This window comes from Wolbachia endosymbiont of Armadillidium arcangelii, from assembly GCF_040207875.1.
Classification (GTDB): domain Bacteria; phylum Pseudomonadota; class Alphaproteobacteria; order Rickettsiales; family Anaplasmataceae; genus Wolbachia.
This window is the reverse complement of record NZ_CP157942.1, coordinates 1,672,834-1,693,683: the sequence shown is the minus strand read 5'-3', so window position 1 is coordinate 1,693,683 and position 20,850 is coordinate 1,672,834. Positions and strand designations below refer to the sequence as shown.

General features: G+C 34.9%; 14 protein-coding genes and 4 pseudogenes. 3 read left to right on the top strand and 15 right to left on the bottom strand.

All coding sequences use genetic code 11. From position 1 onward, the window contains the following. Positions 1–7: 7 nt before the first annotated feature. Positions 8–1,123: an RIP metalloprotease RseP gene (rseP, locus tag ABLO99_RS08550; protein WP_349967678.1), complete on the bottom strand. Its 1,116-nt coding sequence runs from the start codon at positions 1,121–1,123 to the stop codon at positions 8–10. 99 nt (positions 1,124–1,222) lie between these two features. On the opposite strand from rseP, the gene ABLO99_RS08545 reads away from it, so the two are divergent. After that, the gene (locus ABLO99_RS08545; RefSeq protein ID WP_047759407.1) at positions 1,223–1,489 is read left to right on the top strand and encodes a succinate dehydrogenase assembly factor 2; all 267 of its coding nucleotides are present in this window, start codon (positions 1,223–1,225) and stop codon (positions 1,487–1,489) included. Here ABLO99_RS08545 and ABLO99_RS08540 read toward each other — a convergent pair. From ABLO99_RS08540 to ABLO99_RS08530, 3 genes are read right to left on the bottom strand one after another with little or no spacing between them, the layout of a single operon-like run. Continuing rightward, a complete protein-coding gene (locus ABLO99_RS08540) occupies positions 1,467–1,784 on the bottom strand; it encodes a cell division protein ZapA (RefSeq protein WP_047759408.1) in 318 nt (105 codons plus the stop codon). The genes ABLO99_RS08545 and ABLO99_RS08540 overlap by 23 nt on opposite strands. A gap of 43 nt (positions 1,785–1,827) precedes the next feature. Further along, positions 1,828–2,106, bottom strand: a complete 279-nt coding sequence (locus ABLO99_RS08535) for an HU family DNA-binding protein (protein ID WP_047759409.1) — start codon at positions 2,104–2,106, stop codon at positions 1,828–1,830. 20 nt (positions 2,107–2,126) lie between these two features. After that, a complete protein-coding gene (locus ABLO99_RS08530) occupies positions 2,127–3,776 on the bottom strand; it encodes a 30S ribosomal protein S1 (RefSeq protein WP_349967674.1) in 1,650 nt (549 codons plus the stop codon). Between the two features lie 124 nt (positions 3,777–3,900). On the opposite strand from ABLO99_RS08530, the gene trmB reads away from it, so the two are divergent. Next, positions 3,901–4,545: a tRNA (guanosine(46)-N7)-methyltransferase TrmB gene (gene trmB / locus ABLO99_RS08525; RefSeq protein WP_047759492.1), complete on the top strand. Its 645-nt coding sequence runs from the start codon at positions 3,901–3,903 to the stop codon at positions 4,543–4,545. 39 nt (positions 4,546–4,584) lie between these two features. On the opposite strand, the gene terL is transcribed toward trmB, so the two are convergent. Beyond that, entirely contained in the window at positions 4,585–5,973 is a 1,389-nt protein-coding gene (gene terL, locus ABLO99_RS08520) for a phage terminase large subunit (protein WP_349967672.1), read from the bottom strand. Positions 5,974–6,044: 71 nt separating this feature from the next. Here terL and ABLO99_RS08515 point away from each other — a divergent pair, with 71 nt between their 5' ends. Then, entirely contained in the window at positions 6,045–7,109 is a 1,065-nt protein-coding gene (locus ABLO99_RS08515) for an alpha/beta hydrolase (protein WP_349967670.1), read from the top strand. 313 nt (positions 7,110–7,422) lie between these two features. On the opposite strand, the gene ABLO99_RS08510 is transcribed toward ABLO99_RS08515, so the two are convergent. The 10 genes and pseudogenes from ABLO99_RS08510 to ABLO99_RS08475 form a co-directional block, all read right to left on the bottom strand. After that, positions 7,423–8,775 carry a hypothetical protein gene (locus ABLO99_RS08510; protein ID WP_349967668.1) on the bottom strand — a complete coding sequence of 451 codons (1,353 nt, stop codon included), beginning with the start codon at positions 8,773–8,775 and terminating at the stop codon, positions 7,423–7,425. Positions 8,776–8,779: 4 nt separating this feature from the next. Beyond that, positions 8,780–13,549, bottom strand: a complete 4,770-nt coding sequence (locus tag ABLO99_RS08505) for a collagen-like protein (RefSeq protein ID WP_349967667.1) — start codon at positions 13,547–13,549, stop codon at positions 8,780–8,782. 512 nt (positions 13,550–14,061) lie between these two features. Further along, positions 14,062–15,519, bottom strand: a complete 1,458-nt coding sequence (locus ABLO99_RS08500; protein WP_349967664.1) for a DegQ family serine endoprotease — start codon at positions 15,517–15,519, stop codon at positions 14,062–14,064. 3 nt (positions 15,520–15,522) lie between these two features. Next, complete coding sequence (locus ABLO99_RS08495; protein WP_349967662.1) at positions 15,523–16,395, bottom strand: protease modulator HflC; 873 nt, start codon at positions 16,393–16,395, stop codon at positions 15,523–15,525. A 2-nt stretch (positions 16,396–16,397) separates the two neighbouring features. Next, positions 16,398–17,420: an FtsH protease activity modulator HflK gene (gene hflK, locus ABLO99_RS08490; protein ID WP_349968534.1), complete on the bottom strand. Its 1,023-nt coding sequence runs from the start codon at positions 17,418–17,420 to the stop codon at positions 16,398–16,400. Between the two features lie 454 nt (positions 17,421–17,874). Further along, positions 17,875–18,365, bottom strand: a pseudogene (locus tag ABLO99_RS08770) (DNA mismatch repair protein MutL); the annotation flags it as partial. A gap of 12 nt (positions 18,366–18,377) precedes the next feature. Further along, positions 18,378–19,685 (bottom strand): annotated as a pseudogene (mutL, locus tag ABLO99_RS08485) (DNA mismatch repair endonuclease MutL); the annotation flags it as partial. Between the two features lie 7 nt (positions 19,686–19,692). Further along, on the bottom strand, positions 19,693–20,193 hold the full coding sequence (gene purE / locus ABLO99_RS08480; protein WP_047759417.1) for a 5-(carboxyamino)imidazole ribonucleotide mutase: 501 nt from the start codon (positions 20,191–20,193) through the stop codon (positions 19,693–19,695). Positions 20,194–20,349: 156 nt separating this feature from the next. Then, positions 20,350–20,454: pseudogene (locus ABLO99_RS08765) on the bottom strand (IS5/IS1182 family transposase); the annotation flags it as partial. 19 nt (positions 20,455–20,473) lie between these two features. Then, positions 20,474–20,641 (bottom strand): annotated as a pseudogene (locus ABLO99_RS08475) (transposase); the annotation flags it as partial. Positions 20,642–20,850: the final 209 nt, after the last annotated feature.

Below are 20,850 nucleotides of genomic sequence, written 5' to 3'. Positions count from 1 at the left end.
ACGTATCTTAAAAAAAATGCCTAATATCATTTGTGATTGCAACTGCCATCAACAAAAACAATATGGTAGCACCAAAAGTGGCTGCATATTTTTGATATTTCAAACTCAAATCTCTACGTATAACTGCTTCTATGATATAATGAAATAAATGCCCACCATCTAGCAGTGGTATTGGCAGCAAGTTAATTGCAGCTAAATTAGCTGAAATAATTGCCATAAAATATAGAACCATAATAAATCCCTTTTTAGCTGATTGTCCTGAATATTTTGCGATTTTTATTGGCCCGCCTATTTCATTTACATTCCTTTTACCCACAACAATTTGAAAAAGAGCTTTGATTGTTAAACACATAGTGTGGTAGGTTTCACTCACTGATAGGCTAGCAGCTCCAAGAAAAGATGACTGTTTTAACCCCATTATATTAATTGAGGTAATTCCTATAGTTTTTCTTTCTATTATGTTGCCAAAAACATCTCTATCCTCAACTGTAAACGGAGTTAGGGTAGTTCTGTGCTCTTGGCTATTTCTGCTATACTTAATTTCCATTCTTGTTTCAGGGTTTGACATTATCACTCGTGAAATATCTTCAAAGTATTTTATTTTATACTCATTAATCTGTGTAATAGTGTCACCTGGCAGTAGGCCAGCTTGCTTTGCTGCACTTTCTTCAATTACATTACCAATTACTGGTGGAGTACGATAATAGCCTGCCACGCTGAAAAATACTGTGAAAGCTATAACGGTAAATATCATGTTTGCAAAAGGCCCTGCAAAAACTATTGCTGCTTTTTGATATCGAGGTTTTGTATGGAATGAGTATAATTTTTCTTCTTCAGTTAATTTTTGTTGATCAACAGGAACGCTTGCTGCATTAGTATCCCCTAACATTTTAACGTAGCCACCCAATGGAAAGGCACTTAATTTCCATCTAGTTCCAGACTTATCGTTAAAACCAAAAATTTCAGGACCAAAGCCTATAGAAAAAGATTCAACTTTAACCTTGCATGCTTTAGCGACAATATAATGACCATATTCATGCACGAATACTATGACAGAAATTATAAAAGAAAATGATAGAAAATAATATATTCCATCGCTAAGTTGATGAGAAATTAATTCCACCTATATTTAAAATCTTAATCAAAGGCTAAGTATATTAAAATGTGCCTCGCTTGACAAGTATTTAGTTTAGTCTTTAAATTAAAAAAAAGTTTAATGACAATGACAGATATCTCCTTATTAAGAAGAAAATTGATGTATAGGAGCTGGCATAGGGGCTGCAAAGAAACCGATATACTTTTAGGGCATTTTGCATTAAAATATCTTGATAAATTTTCCTTAAGCGAACTAATCGAATACAAAAAAATAGTTGATCTTGATGATTACGAATTATATTGTTACATAACTCGTAAGACACTCCTACCACCTGGCTTGAGTAGTGAGATAGTCGATTTGATTGCTTGCTTTAATCCTTTATGCACTCAATAATCTTATTCACCTTGTTTAGTACTTCAACATATTCTATTTTTCTCTCACTTCTATACTTTTCGCGCTCTTGATTTACTTCATCCAACCACTTTGTTAATTCTAAAATTTTATCCTCGAGAGTCAATGCTGCAAGTAAGAAATTTAATGCGTCTGAGCCCTTACCTCCAGTTTTTTGAGATATGGAGCTAACTAGCTTGTTAAAGCTATTAGCAAGTTGTAATAAATGGTCCTTCTTTTTACTTTCGCAAGATATTTTGTATGTGTTATTACGTATAACTATTTCTACTACTTGCATATGGTGCTATATTGTATGACTTTCACATTTACAATATAGATTTTTATTCATTTATCAAGTTGGATAACTTTTTACTGCTACGAAAATAAGTTTTAAAATATTGATGTTTTGCAACCTTCTGTAACATCAAATTACTTGTCTCTTTCAAGTTATAGCTCCTAATTGAAAAAGAACCAAATCCCCTGATTTCAACTCTACTATGATACTTCAATGCGCTTGAAAGTACCAAAAAAAAACTATCAACTATGGCTGCTATAAAGATCTTATCTAACAGAGGATGTCTTTTTGCTACTTTTGCTATTATATCAGATTTTGTTGCCATTTATATGAATTCACAATAAGTTACTTGGCAGATAATATGATATTATATTTTTCAACACCCAGTACTTCAACTTGTATTTTTTCTGATATAGAAAACCTTTTATTTTCTGGTAAATGCTCTTGATCTATTAAAAGGGCTACATTGTTCTCAACCTCAACAACTAGACCATTTTCTTCTCTCTTACTTACAGTAACCTGCATTTTATCGCCTACTTTAACTTTCTTTATTAGTTCTTCAAGAGGATCATACTCTATTTGTTTTACTCCAAGATAAATCCTTGTCCGATCTACATTAGCCCTTATTACTTTTGCTTCTATTTTATCACCTACATTACACTTTTTTATCTCATCTGAATTATTTCTAGACCAACTTAGGTTTTGCATATAGATTATCCCTTCTACATCCTCACATATCTCAGAATCATCAAAAATCACAGATATTTGTGAACCAGTATTGCTCTTAACTGTACCAGAAACAATAGAACCGAGAGGATATTTATCAATAAATACTTGCCAAGGATTATCTACGCACCTTTTTGTACTTAAACTCATCTTATTTTTAATAGTGTCAATACCAAGAATTTTAACATCTACCTCTTGTCCTATTGTTACAAAGTTACTAATTGGTAAAGTACTCTTATTCCAAGTTATTTCTGATGAGTGCACCAAACCTGCAATTCCAGGTTTAATCTCAACAATAAACCCGCAATCTTTTATACCTGTGACACATCCTTTGTGTATGCTGTTAATTGGACATTTTGACTCTAGATCTTGCCAAGGATTATCTCCTAATTGCTTTACACCTAGGGAGATTTTTCCATTTTCTCTATCTATTTTTATAATTTTAGTTTTTATATGCTGACCACAAGAAAAAATCGCGGATGGATGACTTACATTACTCCAAGAAATATCTGTAATATGTAGTAGCCCATCTATAACTCCCACTGTATCTGATTCATGAATACCGACAAATGCACCATAGTGAGTGATGCTTTTTACTTTGCCTTCTACTATATCACCTTCATTTAAAGATTCTAAAAACTTAATTTTTTCACCAGCGCATAATTTCTCTAACACCAGCCTTCTTGATACTACAATATTCCCCTGCTTCTTATCCATTTTAAGCACGATGAATTTTTGTTCAGTTTCAATAAGGTGATTAGCATCTTTTACTTGCTTCAAATCCACATGACTCAGCGGTAAAAATGCACTTATTCCATCACCAAGATCAACAATAAAACCGCATTTAATTGAGCGTTTAATGATTCCAGCCACTTCATCCTTTGTAACTGTGCTTTCTTCCAACTTATTCCATTTCTCGTCTCTAATTGCTTTCTCACGACTAAGAACAACATTACCATGATAATCTTCAATTCTTTCTACATAAACTTTAATTTTCGAGCCAATAGTGATTTCATCATTACAACCGAGCTCCTTGATCAGAATTCTTCCGTCTGACTTTAAACCAACATCCACCACAATATCATTGGGATTTATTCTTGTAATTACACCTTTTACCACATCTCCTTCTTTAATTCTATTAACAAAAGAATCTTCAAAAAAGGCATTACCTTGATTATCAAATTGGTCTTGAAATATCTCTTCTATGAACTTATTTGATGATAGCTTCCTGATAGTGAACGGCAGACTTACAGATGAATTATTATTCATACTCTTAATTTAAACTTTATTAGAACTCATATATTATATAATATTAATAATTAGTGACAAGTAATTTCTCATTAATTCATTTCTAGAATTGTTTAAGCTATAAAAAATGAGGTTATGTAAGAGTGTGCTATTTGAGAATAACAAATGGATTAGGTCGTTCTCCAGAAAATCTAGGTTAAAGTCGGATATTTTGGAGAAATATTCTATTCAAAATAGCAGGGAATCTATAAAAAAGATCGTAAGCTCGCAAAAAAGAATATGGATAGAAATAGGTTTTGGCAATGGTGAAAATATGCTTCATCAGGTATTCAATGAAACTGATCTATTATTTATAGGATGTGAGCCTTATTTAAAGGGGGTTTCTTGCTTGCTAAAGAACATAGAAGCACACAGCATAAAAAATATTTTAATATGGACAGAAGATGCGAGAGAATTAATTGCCAATTTTCCTGATAACAGTGTTGAAAAATTCTTTATTCTTTTTCCAGATCCATGGCCAAAAAGAAGTCACAACAAAAGACGGTTAATTAATAAGGAATTTTTAAATTTATTAGCAAAAAAAATACTTGTCACAGGGGAAATATTTATTGCAACTGATCATCAAGATTATGCAGAGTGGATAGAGTTGCATATAAAGCAGTGTAACTCTTTAACCTATAAGGAAGATAGTTTTGCAAATTATACTCTTACAAAATACCACAGAAAAGCGCTAGAATATCAGCGTAAAATAAAGTTTTTTAAAGTAAGTGTTATAGATAAACTAACTTAGATTTACCTCTGCTTGTTAGTACAGCTGTGTACGTGACACTCAAACAGCCCTGATTCTAAAGGCATTGGTGTTAGTTTTTCTCACCCACTGCAAATACTGCACAATACTGTCTACTTGATCGTCGTGACGAACTTCTGGAAACATTAAAATCTCATGCTCAAAATCGCTGAGCCATACTGCTTGATGCGGCAGAAAAACCCTCTCAGATTCTATAATTGGGACAATTCGGTGGAATCGAGTTAGTTTGTCATCATGTGGTACTATTTGAATAATAGGTAAATCACTGTTTTTCTTGAGCTCTTGCACCAATTGCTGACCGCTTGCTTTTGCTTCGATTAAAATTGCATGTGGCTTCCACTTTGCAGCCAGTAATAGAACTTGCTCTTTAAGTTTTGGATACTCAAGTTTTGCACGATATACGTCGAGCAAATAGAATTTATTATCTATTTTTGTCCAGGTAGTGCAGACGCTAAAGTCGCTTACGTTACTTGTTGAAATTGCGGTATCCCAACTTTGCGTTACATGCAAGAGGCTATCAGGAAAATTTTTATAGCGCTTTAGCCACTCTCGTTTAATTATACCACTTGAAAGTGGTAGAGGATTTTGTTGGTATTGAGCAGCAAAACCATAACTTCCAAGTTCAGTTTTTATCATCTCAATTTCTTCTTTTCCTTCATTAAGGGAATATAGCAACTGACCTTCTTCCCTTGAGTATATACGCGCTGGAATATGATTATTAACTGAATAAATAATCTCTTTATCTTCAGCTATTATTGGTAAACAGACATGATGCCATATGTTTTTTGGTTTAGAGAGAAGGTGACCAGTTAAATCTTCCAGATGGAGCCTATGCATCACAAGAACGATGACTCCTTTTTTTCTGTCGTTGAGTCTGGTTACTAGAGCCTGATCAAACCAGTTTGCAGCACGCTTTCTAAATGTTTCGCTCAAAGCTTGCGCGGGACTTAGTGGATCGTCCACAATAATGAAATCACCACCTTCACCGGTTAATGTTCCTCCAACTGATGTTGCAATCCTACATCCTCTTTGCACTGTTTGAAATTTATATTTAGTGTTTTGATCTTTGCATAATTCTACTTCCGGAAATAGCTCTCTATACCAATCAGATTGCATTATGCACCTTGTATCAAGTGAGTGCTTTTCGCTAAGCAGTCGAGAGTAACTTGCAACTATTATTCTTGCAGTTGGCTGATTCCCGAGTATCCATGCGGGCCATGCAACACTTACGCATACAGACTTCATCGAGCGTGGAGGCATATTGAATATTATTCGTTTTACTTCACCAGCGCTTGCCGCTTCAAGCCTGTCTGCTATGACTTTTATATACTGATAACCGTTATACTCACACCCTGGCACTACCGTTTGAAAGCATAACTCAATGAATTTGAGAAGGTTTATATTGTTCATAAAAATGAAGATTTTATTTACTTTCTTTAAGATTTTATATATAGCTAAATTAATGTAGTAAGGGTTAAAACATGAAAGAAGCAAGAGAGCAAACCAAGAGAGAACTTATAAGAACTCAAAACGGGATGAAAATCGAGACGATTATTCTTCCTAGTAAAAGTATAAATAATCAAAGTGAAAAACATCTGATATATTTTATTGGTGGAAATAGAGCATTAAGTCCTAGCAAAGATTATTCCCAAAATTGGGATTGGGCTACAGAGCAAAGCATTACTGTACATCTCTTTAATTATCCTGGACTTGGTTTAAGTAGAAACAACTCATTGATACGTAGCAATAGAGTTAAATCTGGTATAGCAGTTGTAACTAACTTATTGGAAAAAGGTATAAAACCAGATGATATTATATTATTCGGAGACTGCCTTGGTGGACATGTAGCTGCAGAGGTTCACAAAAATTTCAAGGATAAGGATATACATTTAAGATGTATCGTTAGCAATGCTGCTAGTTCACTCAAACGAGCGTCTCTTTATTACTTTGATTTTATGGCAAAGTTAAAAATTTTTCTTGCTCCGATAATCAAATTAGTACTAAAGGTTTTTGGTTGCCACTGGAAGACACATAAAATCGTAAATTCAATTACTCCTTATACAATATACTTTAATCGAGAGGGAGACAAGACGATTAAACAGCCAGCTCAGCTTGCGACAAAAATAGAAAGAATAGAGCAAAATGATAAGAGGAAAGATTGCCAAAAAAAAGAAGTATTTGAAGATTTTGAGGAATATGAAGAATTTTTCAAGCAGCATATAATATTAAGAAGGAATGATAAATGTATTGATCCTAAAAAAGCTGATAAAGATATACATAAATTGCCAATTACGTGCTTAAAATCTTCCAACAAAACTGATTATACTTTTCCTGAGCTGATTAGTTTATATATTCAAACGACAGATGAGTATTTTTCTAAACATGGCTCACTAAACAATGAAGAGAAGGTTAAAGCATTTAAAGAAAGCAAATTATATAAAGATTTTTCAAGCTATGAAAAATTTTCACATAACAAAAATCCTTCGGAGGCATTACAGGATGTGAAGCTTGATCTCAGAAGGAAAAATCAACAGACACTGGGATGACAAAGGAGGGCAGCATACCCAGTTCATGTTGGCTTAAGAAACTTACCAAACAAAAAAAAGAGGGTTAGGTTTTTTACTAATTAAACCTGTGTAGGTCAAAATAAGTATAAACACTATGATAATGGTATTGGCGAGGTTTGCCAAGCAAGTTTTTGCAGCGGCTTGCCTTGCGTTCTATTACAAAAATTTTGTGGTACTAATGAGTAGCAAAATGATAGCGAATCTAAACTAAAAAGAATACATTCTTACACTGCTTTAAAGTCTACTAAATTCATTTTCAAAGAATAATAATTATAATATACTTTGTGTGTGGTTAAGATAGCTCTGGAATGGCATAAAGAATTACGCCATCATCGAAATGAAACTCGTTATTTGTATCTGCTGCTGTGTACTCTTTATGAATTTTATAAGAGTTATAAACATCATACTCTGCTTTTATATGGTAATCATAATACTGAAACTCACCATTTTCATTGAAAGAGCCAAATTGATCAATTAATGTAGCTATTTTTCTACCTTTTCCACTCTTTGTTAATTCAAATACATTAGCTGGGCAGTAACCTGGATCAGCGGTTCCTTCTGTGATGAGAAATGATGGTTTATCGTTAAGCAACTTGCAGAAATTTGGTTTATATTCCTTTTTCATACAGTTTAAACTTATATACTGATATTCATCTGGAACGTTTGAGTATTGTGGATCATACTTTTTATGTTCAAAAAACTCATTACCTAAGAAATTACAAAACGTTAATTTATAATCATCATTATTACTGGACTTAACGACTTTAAGGTAATGAAAATCTCTAGGAATTTTTACCTCTTCTTCCGTAACGTGATTACGTATGACCAATTGATCATCAAGCATGTAGTAACCTATTTTCGGTAAAGTAGCTACAAGCTTACCGTTCAACATGATATCTGCTTGATAGATATCATCCGACAACTTCTCTCCTTGTTGCAAAGTAAAATCCCGCCCTGCCTTAGTTGTTGCTTCTGATACACCACACTGTTCAGCCTTAGTTAAGTTTTCTATTATTGTTGATATCTCACTTATTTCTAATATATCATGTTCATTTTTTGTGTATTGATATTTATAGCAACTACCATCTTCACATATCGGAAGACACTCTCCATCTTTGTCTGATATAAAGATATTATCTCCTTCTATTGCAAAATAAAATCCACCTGTTTCTTCTTTAATCTTTTGTAGTACTGGGTCATTTTCATCGTTAAAATTGATGAAGTTTAATACTCCAGTTGTTGTACTTTTTCTAGAAATGAACAATTTAGCACCAAAATATGTACTATCTTTTATGTCGTAAAGCAAGATTCCTATTGGCTTTAGTTTAAGTCCTTTTACAATATCATCACTACTTCCGCTTATGATAGCCTCTTGTTCTATAATAAAATCCTCTTCAACAAGTCTATTATTTTCATCATATCTTCTTGCCTTCAGAGGTGAGTTTCCTTTATATAAAACTATTGTATTATTCTCCCACCTCAATTCTACATCTCTAATAGTGGTACCCAGATCAGCTGTGCCAATGTGTGAATGAATAGTATACCCGTTGCCATTGCTCTCCAATTTGTAATATGTAGTGGGAAGTTTAATCAGCTTTTTATAAAGCGGATTTTTATCGTCTATTTTAAATATGTGTTTTTCCATGATATTACCTTAAATAACTAACAACTTTCTGATTAATGGCACTGAGGCTACTAGGAGGAGCGACATACCTCATAAAACTCCTTGGCTGTTCGTTATCTGCCACTATTTTTTCAGTATTAACGAAAGCTCTTTGCTCCTCATTGTCTTTTAATGTTTCCTCCATATGATCTTTGAAAGTAGCGAAAAATTTACTAGTTTGTATGTAATTAGGGCATGATTTTTTTGCAACTACACACAGAAACTTCAACAGCTCGTTATGATTTTCATCATTAGATAATATAATAGTTGACTGTAGTTTCACTGGATCAAAATTTAGACTTTTCTTTGGAATGCCACATTTTGAAGCTGCTTCTTCTAATACCTTTTCAAACTTTATGGCAATATCTGCTGCATCTATTATTTTTGCCACTTCCTGTATTTTATTTTTTACTTTATATTCATCCTGTCCTACAGAAGGATAAAAGAAATTTATTACTTGAGATATAAATGAAATTGGTTTGCTTGCTCCGCTTGTCACTGGTGCGATTTGCCTCCTTTTTCTACGTGTAGGACAAACTTGATGTGTGGGATGTGTTGTGCAAAACATATTTTTTATCTTACTATAAAGTTCTTGAGTATTTTGTTCTGATTTACTTGCTTCATCAGCAAAACTGTCAGCCTCTTCTTTAAAAACTTTAGCTTCTGTGGCAGATCTTTCAGAAGCATTTTTAGCTACCTCTGCTGCATTTTTAGCATCCAAGGTTTCAGTTCTTGTTTGATTAATCTCACGTAAAAATTGATGCACCACATCAGCACCTATTCCATCTTCTCCCTTTGGACCTGGCATTCCTATTGAACCAGTATCTCCTTTACTACCCTTAAGACCAGATCTGCCAGCCCGACCTTTGGGCCCTTGAGGTCCAATATTTCCCTGTTCACCCTTTGTACCTTTTGTTCCATCCATACCTGGCAAACCTGCAAGACCTACTGGACCTATATCTCCTTTTAATCCATCTGTACCTGGCTCACCCTTGTTACCTGGAAGACCTTGTGCACCTGGCAACCCATCTGTACCGATATCTCCTTTCTCACCCATATCGCCTTTTATTCCTATGGCTCCATCTGCTCCTTTAGGTCCAATATTTCCCTGTTCACCCTTTGTACCTTTTGTTCCATCCATACCTGGCTCACCCTTGCTGCCTGGAAGACCTTGTGTACCATTGAAGCCCCTCAGACCTGTTATACCTGGCAATCCATCTTCTCCTTTAGGACCTTGGACTTCTCCTGGATTTTTCCTTAGTTCTTCTGAAATGCTTTGTGTTAGCTCGGTATTATTTGCAAGTTTTTCTACTAATGTATCACTTAGTAACACATCTGCTAGCTCTTGAATTTTGTTATCAGCTAGTGCAATGGCTATTCCTGTGTGAATATCTTGATCATCGATAATTCTTCCTGCAATTTGCTGCTCTAATACTAAATCTCCGTCTTGATTACGGTATTCAAGTACCTGATTAGCAATGGTGCCACCATTAATTAATTTTTGTACAACTTCTTCAGGACTTGCATTTACACCGCTATCCCCTCTATCACCTTTTGTTCCTGGAGCTCCCGGTGTTCCTGGAGCGCCATCTACTCCTTTAGAACCTACTGGACCCTGCGGACCAGGCATTCCTGGTGCCCCATCTGCTCCTTTAGGGCCTGGGGTTCCGTCTTTGCCAGCTTGACCTGGCGCTCCAGTATTTCCTTTATTACCCATACTTCCTTTAAAACCCTGTATACCTTGATCACCCTTTAGTCCATCTATACCTGGCTCACCTTTTTGTCCTTGCACGCCTGGAAGACCTTGCAAGCCCCTTGGACCTTGGTCACCCATATTACCTTTAGGACCAGATACTCCAGTATTGCCTTGAGGACCTTGAACTTTTCCTGGATTTTTTCTCAACTCTTCCGCTACTCCTTCTTGTAATGCTTGGTCATTTATCAAGATTTTTTTACCTTGATCATCTTTTGCTTCTAGCACTGCTTTTCCTAGCTCATCTACTTTATTGTTAAAGAAGTTATGAACAATATTTTCAACTATTGTTTTTGCTGCGCCCACATTGCCTTTTAATTGAGTATATTCAAGTAAATACTTAGCCAATTTTTCCTTATCTATTTTTTGTTCCACCATGTGGAGAGCTTTTGCTTGCTCACCTAAACCACTATGCAATAGAAGGTACTTAGCAAGTCCCCACCCACTCACCTTATCTCCTACAAGAGTATTAGCCTCTTCTTTGTTCATACTGCTTCTATCAACAAGTAATTCGGCAAGTTTTTCTGCAAATTTTTCATATTTCTTAAAGACCATAGGATCGGGATTATTTTGTTGTGTAACATCGCTTGTTATTGCGTTTACAATATGTTTTGCAATTTCTTTCGCTTCCTTTTGAGAAAGTTTATGTACTACTCCTTCAGTGAGTTTTGCTTCATCAACTTTATTCATAAATTCCTGTGGATCGAGATTAATTTTACCAGCAACCTGAGTTGCAAGATTTTCACCATTGCTGTCCTTTGTATTAAGCACTACGTTTCCTAGCTCAGCTTTTTTACTAGTAACTAATTCTGTTGCAATTTCTGTAGTACTTGGGGTATATCCTTTCTCACCCTTTTTACCCTCTGGACCTTTTGCACCTGTTGGACCATTACTACCTTTTGGTCCTTCATTACCTCTATCTCCCTTCGCTCCACTTTGACCTTGTGGACCTGGAAGACCTATAAAACCTGGCTCACCCTTTTGGCCTCGAGAGCCTGGAAGACCTAGAAGACCTGACCGACCCCTTTTACCTGGATAACCCATCATTCCACCTTTACCTGGACGACCAGGGAGACCTAGTTCACCTTTATAACCTGGAGGACCAGGGAAACCTCGCAATCCTTGTTCACCCCTTTCACCTGGGAAACCTATAAGACCTAGCTCACCCTTTTGGCCTTGAGAACCTAGAAAACCTCTATCACCTTTTTCACCAGAAAAACCTCGCAATCCTTGTTCACCCCTTTCACCTTTGAAGCCTGGAGGACCTTGTATACCTTTATCGCCTTTTGATCCATGCGCACCTGACGCTCCAGTATCTCCTTTATTACCTTTAGGACCTTGAATTTTTCCTGGATTTTTTCTCAATTCTTCTGCTACTCCTTCTTGTAATGCTTGGTCATTTATCAAGATTTTTTTACCTTGATCATCTTTCGCTTCCAGCACTGCTTTTCCTAGCTCAGCTTTTTTACTAGTAACTAATTCTGTTGCAATTTCTGTAGTACTTGGGGTATATCCTTTCTCACCCTTTTTACCCTCTGGACCTTTTGCACCTGTTAGACCACTACTACCTTTTGGTCCTTCATTACCTCTATCTCCCTTCGCTCCACTTTGACCTTGTGGACCTGGCTGACCCCTTTCACCTAGATAACCCATTATTCCATCTTTACCTGGAGTACCAGGGAGACCTCTACCACCTTTTTGACCTGGAGAACCAGAGAAACCTTGCTCACCTTTATAACCTGGAGGACCAGGGAAACCTCGCTCACCCCTTTCACCTGGTTCACCTTTGGAACCATCAAAACTTGCTTCACCAGACATACCTGGCTCACCTTTTTGACCTGGAATACCTGGAACACCAAAGAGACCTTTCTCACCCCTTTCACCTTTAGAACCATCCAAACCTGCTTTACCAGGGAGACCTGGAATACCCAAGAGACCTTCCTCACCTTTTTGACCTGGAGGACCTTGTACACCAGCACGTTCTAATCTTTTAATGTCGCTTTCTAAAGCTTTAATTCTTTCTTCTAAATCTATATATTCTTTAGTGTTCACATCAACCTCCAAAAAGTTGTCAAAATTTTCTAAGTTATAATAATAAGGATATAGATCTCGGTTATTGCCATACTCATCTCCAAAATAACCGAGGTTTAAGTCATGGTAATAATCAGTATATGAATCTGAGCTACTGTCATGCTCATATCCAAAATAACTGGGGTGTAAGTCATAAAATTCTTTGCATTCACCATCTTCATCTGATATGCAGCCAACATAATTATTGCCTAACTTTTTTGCTGTAAAATAACTATCTTGCGCTTTTAAGGTCTTTATTTCATGAAAATGAGATAACTTGAAATTATTATCCCTGCGATCGAATATTGGAATAACGTTATTCAATATGTAAACCTCGCCACTAGTGGTATCATATACATGAACGCTCTTATAGTATCTGTATTGCGGTTCCTTAGAAGGCCAGTTTCTTGCTCGTATTGTGAGCCTTTTATCAGACGAATTTTTAAGATTTTCTAAAATAAGACTGATATTTTTGCTACTAATTATGTCTTTTGGATCTATTAAAACCTTGCTATTTTCTAGCAGTTCATAATTAACACTACATTTGTTAGCATTATATGTGTAAACATGGGCATTATTTGCGTAATTTTTGGGTATATGATCAATAGTAGCTATAATAGTATCTTTGCCATCATAGTAATAATAATAAGGTTTATCAGAGGTAGTAACTAAAGCTAATTTATAATCGTTTCCTACCCTTTCTAGCTTTAGCCGTAGCCCTTGAGATAAGTCGTGTAGTACACTTGTCACGTTATACTTCAAATCCAGAATTTGAAAATCCTGATTAGTAGGTTGTTCAGTGATAATGTAAGATATACTAGGTAGGCTAAGTGTTGTTTTGTCATTTACTCTTATTTGAGTAGTTGTTACATAACGAGTTACATTACTGCAATCTTTTTGAGGAACATCTTCCTTTTCTAGTTTAAAACGCATCTCCACCTCCCTTTGCGATTAGATATAGTTAATTTACAGACGTTAATTATTGATTAATAATGATGATAAGTAAATATAATTATGCTTTATGCTAATTTAATTATAAATTGATTTGTGAAAGAAAGCTGTTCTTTTCTGTCATTCCAGCACCTAAACAGTAGTTACTCACAAGCAAAAAGCAGCTAACTTATGATAACATTCGGTGAAATTGTGGAAAGTTTGGATGTCAGTGTCTGGACATTGGCATCTGTTATGTCACAAAAACAAATGTTCATTATAATTGTAATTAGCTATAAGCATCAAAAACTTTACCAATCTAAAAAAGATAAGGTAAGTCCAGAATTTAAATTAATAATTTACTAATGCTTGGCTAAATATAGAGAAAGCTGCTATAATTTTCACCAAAATGAATTTTATAAAAACACCCTTATTGTTATAATAAAGGGTATATAAGAACCTGTCAAGCAGTTTCTTATGACTTAGATTCGATGATAGAATACAATGTAAAATAGCTACTTCTTCAATTTTATTGAAGTAAAGAACTGGTTTCCATTGCGGTAGATGAGCAACATTATTGAATCTTTGCCGTTTTTCTTTACTGCTGAATCAATTTGTTTTTGAAAATCATTAGTGTTTTCAATATCGATTCCATCTAATTGGATAATGATATCCCCTTTTTTAATAACACGCAGTGTGGAATTACTATTACTATCTACACTGGTAACTACTACACCTTTTGTGGGTGCATTATTTTTTAGTTCTTTTGGCAAATTTGAAACGGTTAAACCACTTATATAACTAGATGTTGATTTATTTTCTTCTTGATTATTACCTAGATCATCGTTTGCAGATTCCTCGATTACAACCTTGATATTGACTTCTTTACCCTTTCTAAGTAACTTAGTTTGTACTTTTTTCCCAAGTTCAGTTCTTGAAACCATTTGCGGTAATTGTGTCATTCTATCAATTTTTTTACCGTCAAATTCTAATAATATATCACCTACTTTAATTCCTCCTTTCTCTGCAGGACTACCCTTTACTACACTTGCAACTAGTGCACCTTTGGTGTCTTTTAAACCCAAGGATTCAGCAAATTCTTTTGTTATAGGCTGAACCTGCACACCAAGCCAACCATGTTTTATTTTTTTGCCACTTTTTAATGTGTCAATAATTGACATAGCTAGATTAGATGGTATAGCAAAGCCTATACCCACGTTACCGCCAGATTCAGATGGGGAATAAATAGCAGTATTAATGCCTATAACTTTTCCATTTAGATGAAATAATGGTCCTCCTGAATTGCCTCTGTTAATTGCAGCATCAGTTTGAATAAATTCATTCATAGTACCAATACTAATGTCTCTAGATCTTGCGGATATAATTCCTGTGCTTACAGAGCCACCCAAACCAAATGGGTTACCTATTGCAATAACTGCATCACCAACCCTTGCTGTATCAGAATTACCAAATGCAACAAAAGGAAGATCTTTATCAGAATTAATCTTAAGCACAGCAAGGTCAGTTTTTGCATCGTAGCCTAAAACTTCTGCTTTGAAGTAAGTGTTATCGTTCATAGTAACTGTAATATCTTGGGCGTTTTTAATAACGTGATAATTAGTTACTATTATTCCACCTTTATCTATAATAAATCCAGAGCCAAGCAACACCACCTCTCTGTTAACGCTAGGGCCCCTGTCCATAAAAAACTGATCAAAGTGCTCAAAAAATTCTTTAAAATCATCAAAGAAATTATTTCTTGGTGTAAAAGGAATTTTAGTTCTATTGTTATTTTCTTGCTTAACTATTTGCTCACTTGAAATATTTACAACTGCAGGAATAAGCTCTTCCACTATATCAGCAAGCCCTTGATATACAGGGCCCGCAACCGTTTTTGTGAACACATTAGCATATGAAGAAAACGCAATTAGAAAATATGCAAATATAGATAAAATAAATGCTTTACTTCTCATAAACTATTTCCACCCCTTGTTCAAAATATCTAAGAAATTATTATTTGGTGAAAGCACGAATTTAGTATTATTTTCGGCAAATGATTTACTGTAAGCGCTCATAGAGCGATAAAAGTTAAAAAACTCTTCATCAACCTTAAATGCCTCATTATAAATTCTAGTTGCTTCAGCATAACCACGACCTCTTATTTCATGCGATTCTTTTGCTGCACTAGCAATAATTCCCCTTTTTAATTTATCAGCTTCTGATCTAACTTCCTGCCCAGCTTGCTCTCCTTCTGCTCTAATTTCTTTTGCTTCTTTTTCCCTTTCAGTTTGCATACGGCGAAATATTGCAGAACTATTTTCTTCTGGTAAATCTGCTCTCTTAATTCTTACGTCTATTATTTCTATGCCAAATTTTTCAGCTTCAGAATAAACTCCACGCTGAATCAATTGCATAACCTCTGATCTTTTTTCATTTAACAAACTGATCAACGAAAATCTGCCTATATTTTCTCTTATGTGTGCTTCTATAACCGGATATAATCTTCTAACCAGCCCTGATTCATTCCTCACAGCCTGGTAAAAAGCAACAGGATTTGTTATTTTATATTTTGCATACGCATCTACTATAATACGTTTTTGATCCGCTGTTATCACTTCCCTTGGGATCTTATCAGGACTTAAATCTAAAACTCTTTTATCAAGAAACTCTACACTATTTATGAATGGTAACTTAAAATATAAGCCACTTTCCCTAACATCTCTTACAACCTTACCCAGCTGTATAACTATCGCTTGTTTTGTTTCTTCTACAATAAACATCGAGTTAGATAAAGCAATCAATAAAACAACAAATATGAAAACAAAAACGATTTTAGTATTACTACTCATGGTTATTTTCCTAAATTTGTAAGAGGTAAATAAGAAAACATACCTTTCAGATCATCAGTTACAACAACTTTGTCTACCTTACTGAAAATATTTTCCATAGTTTCAAGATAAATACGATTCTTAACGAGAGAAGGATTCTGTCTATATTCCTCATAAAGAGATAAAAAGCGATTTGCATTACCTTTTGCTTCATTTATTACTTCATTTTCGTATGCTTGTGCATCTAATTTTATCTTTATTGCTTCACCCTTTGCTCGAGGTATAATATCATTACTATAAGCATATGCTTCGTTTATAGTACGCTCTTTGTCTGCACGAGCGCTTTGTACATCTCTAAACGAACTGATTACTTTTTCTGGTGGATCAATTTTTTTCATTTGAACAGATAAAATCTCTATGCCCATTTGGTATCCATCAAGAATCTGCTGCAATAGAATTCTAGTATCTCTAGAAATTTCTGGTCTGCCTTGACCAAGTGCAAAAGAGATCGTGTTTTTACCTATTATTTCTCTCATGGCACTTTCGGCAGCATTTTTAACACTGAAACCTGGTTTGTAATCCCGCACTTTGAATAAATAGTCCTTAGCATCTCTAACGCGCCACTGAACCTCGAAGTTAACGTTGACTATATTTTCATCTCCAGTTAGCATCACACCTTCACCGCGATCTGTATCTCGTCCATAAGAACCACTTACACCAATTTCTTCACGATTTACTTCCTTAACATTCACTTTGAAAACCTTACCAATAGGATAGGGAAAGTGATAGCGCAAACCAGATGTTTCTGTATCAGAATATTTGCCAAAAGTAAGTTCTATGCCTTCTTCGCTAGGATGAACAATATAAAATCCAGTACAAACATAAAGCAGCAAAATAATGAAAATGATGAAATAAGGTTTTTTGCCTCTATTTCTGGTGAAGCCATTAAAAAAGCATCTTATATCAGACATAGCTTTACTTAAAATATCTTCATTATTGGAACCTACCGGTTTCTTGCCAAGATTCCAAGGATTATGCTCATCCATAAAAATTATTGATTTTATAACTAATACGCTGATATTACTTAATCTTATCAAAAAATGCAAAACTATTTTATTTGCAAATTAATTATCAGAGCGAAAGGTATGATCATACACTGTCTTTTCCCTGTATGATATGGTCGATTCTACAGAATTTGCTGGCTTTGAATTCCTTATTGTCATTCTTGAGATGCACTACGTCTTCGTGAAAACTACTATGATTTTTTAATAATAAAAACGCTAGAATTGTAGTAACTAGTAAGATGAACGCTCTTTTTCTATACCTCATACAATCTTGACATTAATGCCAATAAGCCAAATTTCTCTTATCTTTCAACAGAGTTAAAAGACAGGACAAGTATCTTTAGTCTATATTAACTCAATTTTGTTTACAGTCTTAGAGGTAGCATTGTGCAAGTAAATAGATGTAGATATTGCTAAACAAAAATATGACAATTTCTCACCTCCGCTCAAACAATTTTTCAATATCACTTAGTTTCACTTCTATATAAGTTGGTCTGCCGTGGTTGCATTGTCCAGAATGTGGCGTTTTTTCCATTTGCCTCAATAATTCATTCATTTCCTCTAATTTCATCTTCCTACCTGCTCTAATTGATCCATGACAAGCAATTGTGGCTAGTATTTTATTTACTTTATCTTCTATAGGCAGTGTATCCTCTATTTCTGTTAATCTATCCACTACATCAATGAGCATCTCCTTCACATCTATTGCTCCTAAGATTGCAGGGACTTCTTTTACTATGACCTTATTTTCTGATTTAATTTCAATATCAAAACCCATTTCGAAAAGCTTATCTTTATAAATTTCAATCATCTCCATTCCAGCTCGATTATTGATTTTAACTGTTTCAGGCAAAAGCAATTTTTGTCTTTTTATACTTGATTTTTTTTTAAGCACTCGTATACTAACCTTTCATGGGCTGCATGCTGGTCTACTATAATTAATTTGTCTTTTACCTCGGCAATAATATAAGTGTTATAGACTTGACAGTGTGCAAACCCAAGGGGATAGTCCTCTATCAAATCAGTTTGTTCCCTTTCTAGAACTATAGTTCCTGCTTGTGGTAGAGACTTTTGCATACCAGTATAATCAAACGATTTTGAATGCTCTGACAAGCTTTTTACCTCTACATTTGGAGAAGTAAACTCTCTCATTAACTGATTTTCAAAAGGACTTATTTTCTTTTCATAAAATTCTTTTTGAGTACCAAAACTCTCTGTTGTTGAAGTAATTGGACCACACGCTGGAATGATATCAGAGGTACCTATTCTTGTTGATAATATTTTTATTAGCCCTCTTCTCACTATTTCATATATTAGCCTCTTGTTCTGAAATCTTACCTCTGATTTGTTTGGATGCACATTTACATCTACTTGATCATACGGTATCTCTAAGTGCAGTGCTGCAAAAGGATATCTATCACTTGGAATAAAGTCGTGATACGCATAACGAATCGCACCAACAAGTAGATTGTCCTTAATAGGCCTTCCATTGACAAACGTATGGACCATATCAGACTTACCACGATTGACAGTTGGTCTACAGATGTGTCCTGTGAGTTTAATGCCGTCTTCTTCTTCGTTAATTTCCAGGGAATTATCCTGAAATTCCTTCTCTACTTCACACAGTCTGCTAAATAACGAAGCATGCTTAGCATATTTCAGAAGCTTTTTATTCCCGGAAGTAAGAGTAAACCCAATACTATAGTTGATCATCGCTAAATTATTTACGATATCAATGATGTTCTGCGTTTCCGCCCTTTCAGTTTTTAAGAATTTTAATCTATTGGGAGTAACAAAAAATAAGTCTCTTACTTCAATATGTGTGCCTTTTAATAAAGAACAAGGTGTAACCTCTCCTATTTTTTCTCCCCCCTCATAGCTTATAGACCATGCTTCATCTGCCCCATTTGCCTTAGACGATAACTTTATTCTACTTACTGCTGCAATTGAAGGCAAAGCCTCTCCTCTAAAGCCAAGGTACTTGATTTCTATTAATTCACTATCACTTAATTTTGAAGTAGCGTGACGCGTAAACGCAAGTTTTAAGTTATTCTTCTCTATTCCACTTCCATTATCCATCACAGTAATAAGATTGCGCCCACCACTCTCTATTTTAATTTCTATCTCTGAACTTCCAGCATCTATTGCATTTTCCACTAATTCCTTTACTACGCTTGCCGGCCTTTCTACTACCTCTCCTGCTGCTATACGATTTATAGTTTTCATGTCTAAAAGGATTATTGCCATAAGCTCATTATAATGTTGGTTTCTCTTTTACTGCTTTGGTCTGTTTTTCTCTCCATTTTTTTAATCTACCTGCAATTTCACTGTTAGAAATCGATAATATGGATGCTGAAGTAATTGCAGCATTGCATGCCCCACTCTCGCCTATAGACATTGTTGCAACTGGAACACCCTTTGGCATCTGCACTATAGATAACAGACTATCTAGCCCATTTAATTGCTTGCTGTGCACAGGAATACCAATAACAGGTAAATAAGTAAGCGACGCAGTCATACCAGGCAAATGAGCTGCCCCTCCTGCACCAGCTATAATAACCTTAAAGCCTTTTTCTTGAGCAGACTTAGCAAAATTAAAGAGTCTCTCTGGTGTTCTGTGTGCGGATATTATAAATACATCATGTGAAATTTCCAATTCTTTTAATAAATTAATAGCATGAACCATAGTGCCATAATCCGATTCGCTTCCCATAATTATAGCAACATCTTTTTTCATTTTTGCTGTATTCAACATAATTTTATTTACTAACTAAATAGTGTTTCAGAAGCAACAAATATTTAAATTACATTGCGAATATAATATGGCATTCTCATTAAATAGAAATTTTGAAAATTGAAATTAATCTCTAATGAAAATATAGAGGTACAAATTTCTGATGTAAGAGTCTGCTCATAGTCTTTTCAGAAACAAAGCGATGGAAGCCAGAAGAAGGTTTGTAGGCTAGTATTGAGTTTTTGCTCGCCACAGTCTTCTACATTTTTCCAACCAAGCAAAAAATAACCCATCTTTTGGTCCACTGACAACCACTTTTTAGAATGTATAGCACTCCACAGAATATGCCATACAAATCAACTTTTCTTGGTCTTGTTTTCTTCCTACTGCTCTCCAGTATTAGCCTGATTTTTTCAAATTGCTCTCGACTTATATCACTTGTTTTGCATAGATATACCTCATTCTTAATCTATGCTTATTTTACCTCATCATCTAGAGATTCTTAACGAGTTCTTACAGCGCTATGCCGTTGTCACATAAATTGCATATTTGTCTATCAACTGCACTAAAACTTTTTACATAGCCTTTTCTTTTGCCATTATCTGCGTTTAACACTTTGAGTACCAATTATGTATAAGCTGTTTCCGACCATTGTTTCTTCGCAACTACTTCTTTCAT

Bases quoted from the DNA above. Each gene is read 5' to 3' on its own strand.
- ABLO99_RS08545 (WP_047759407.1), top strand. From the start codon at position 1,223: ATGACAGATATCTCCTTATTAAGAAGAAAATTGATGTATAGGAGCTGG.
- terL (WP_349967672.1), bottom strand. From the start codon at position 5,973: ATGAACAATATAAACCTTCTCAAATTCATTGAGTTATGCTTTCAAACG.
- hflK (WP_349968534.1), bottom strand. From the start codon at position 17,420: ATGGATGAGCATAATCCTTGGAATCTTGGCAAGAAACCGGTAGGTTCC.
- ABLO99_RS08530 (WP_349967674.1), bottom strand. From the start codon at position 3,776: ATGAATAATAATTCATCTGTAAGTCTGCCGTTCACTATCAGGAAGCTA.
- ABLO99_RS08535 (WP_047759409.1), bottom strand. From the start codon at position 2,106: ATGGCAACAAAATCTGATATAATAGCAAAAGTAGCAAAAAGACATCCT.
- ABLO99_RS08510 (WP_349967668.1), bottom strand. From the start codon at position 8,775: ATGGAAAAACACATATTTAAAATAGACGATAAAAATCCGCTTTATAAA.
- ABLO99_RS08540 (WP_047759408.1), bottom strand. From the start codon at position 1,784: ATGCAAGTAGTAGAAATAGTTATACGTAATAACACATACAAAATATCT.
- ABLO99_RS08495 (WP_349967662.1), bottom strand. From the start codon at position 16,395: ATGAGTAGTAATACTAAAATCGTTTTTGTTTTCATATTTGTTGTTTTA.
- ABLO99_RS08505 (WP_349967667.1), bottom strand. From the start codon at position 13,549: ATGCGTTTTAAACTAGAAAAGGAAGATGTTCCTCAAAAAGATTGCAGT.
- ABLO99_RS08500 (WP_349967664.1), bottom strand. From the start codon at position 15,519: ATGAGAAGTAAAGCATTTATTTTATCTATATTTGCATATTTTCTAATT.
- ABLO99_RS08515 (WP_349967670.1), top strand. From the start codon at position 6,045: ATGAAAGAAGCAAGAGAGCAAACCAAGAGAGAACTTATAAGAACTCAA.
- purE (WP_047759417.1), bottom strand. From the start codon at position 20,193: ATGTTGAATACAGCAAAAATGAAAAAAGATGTTGCTATAATTATGGGA.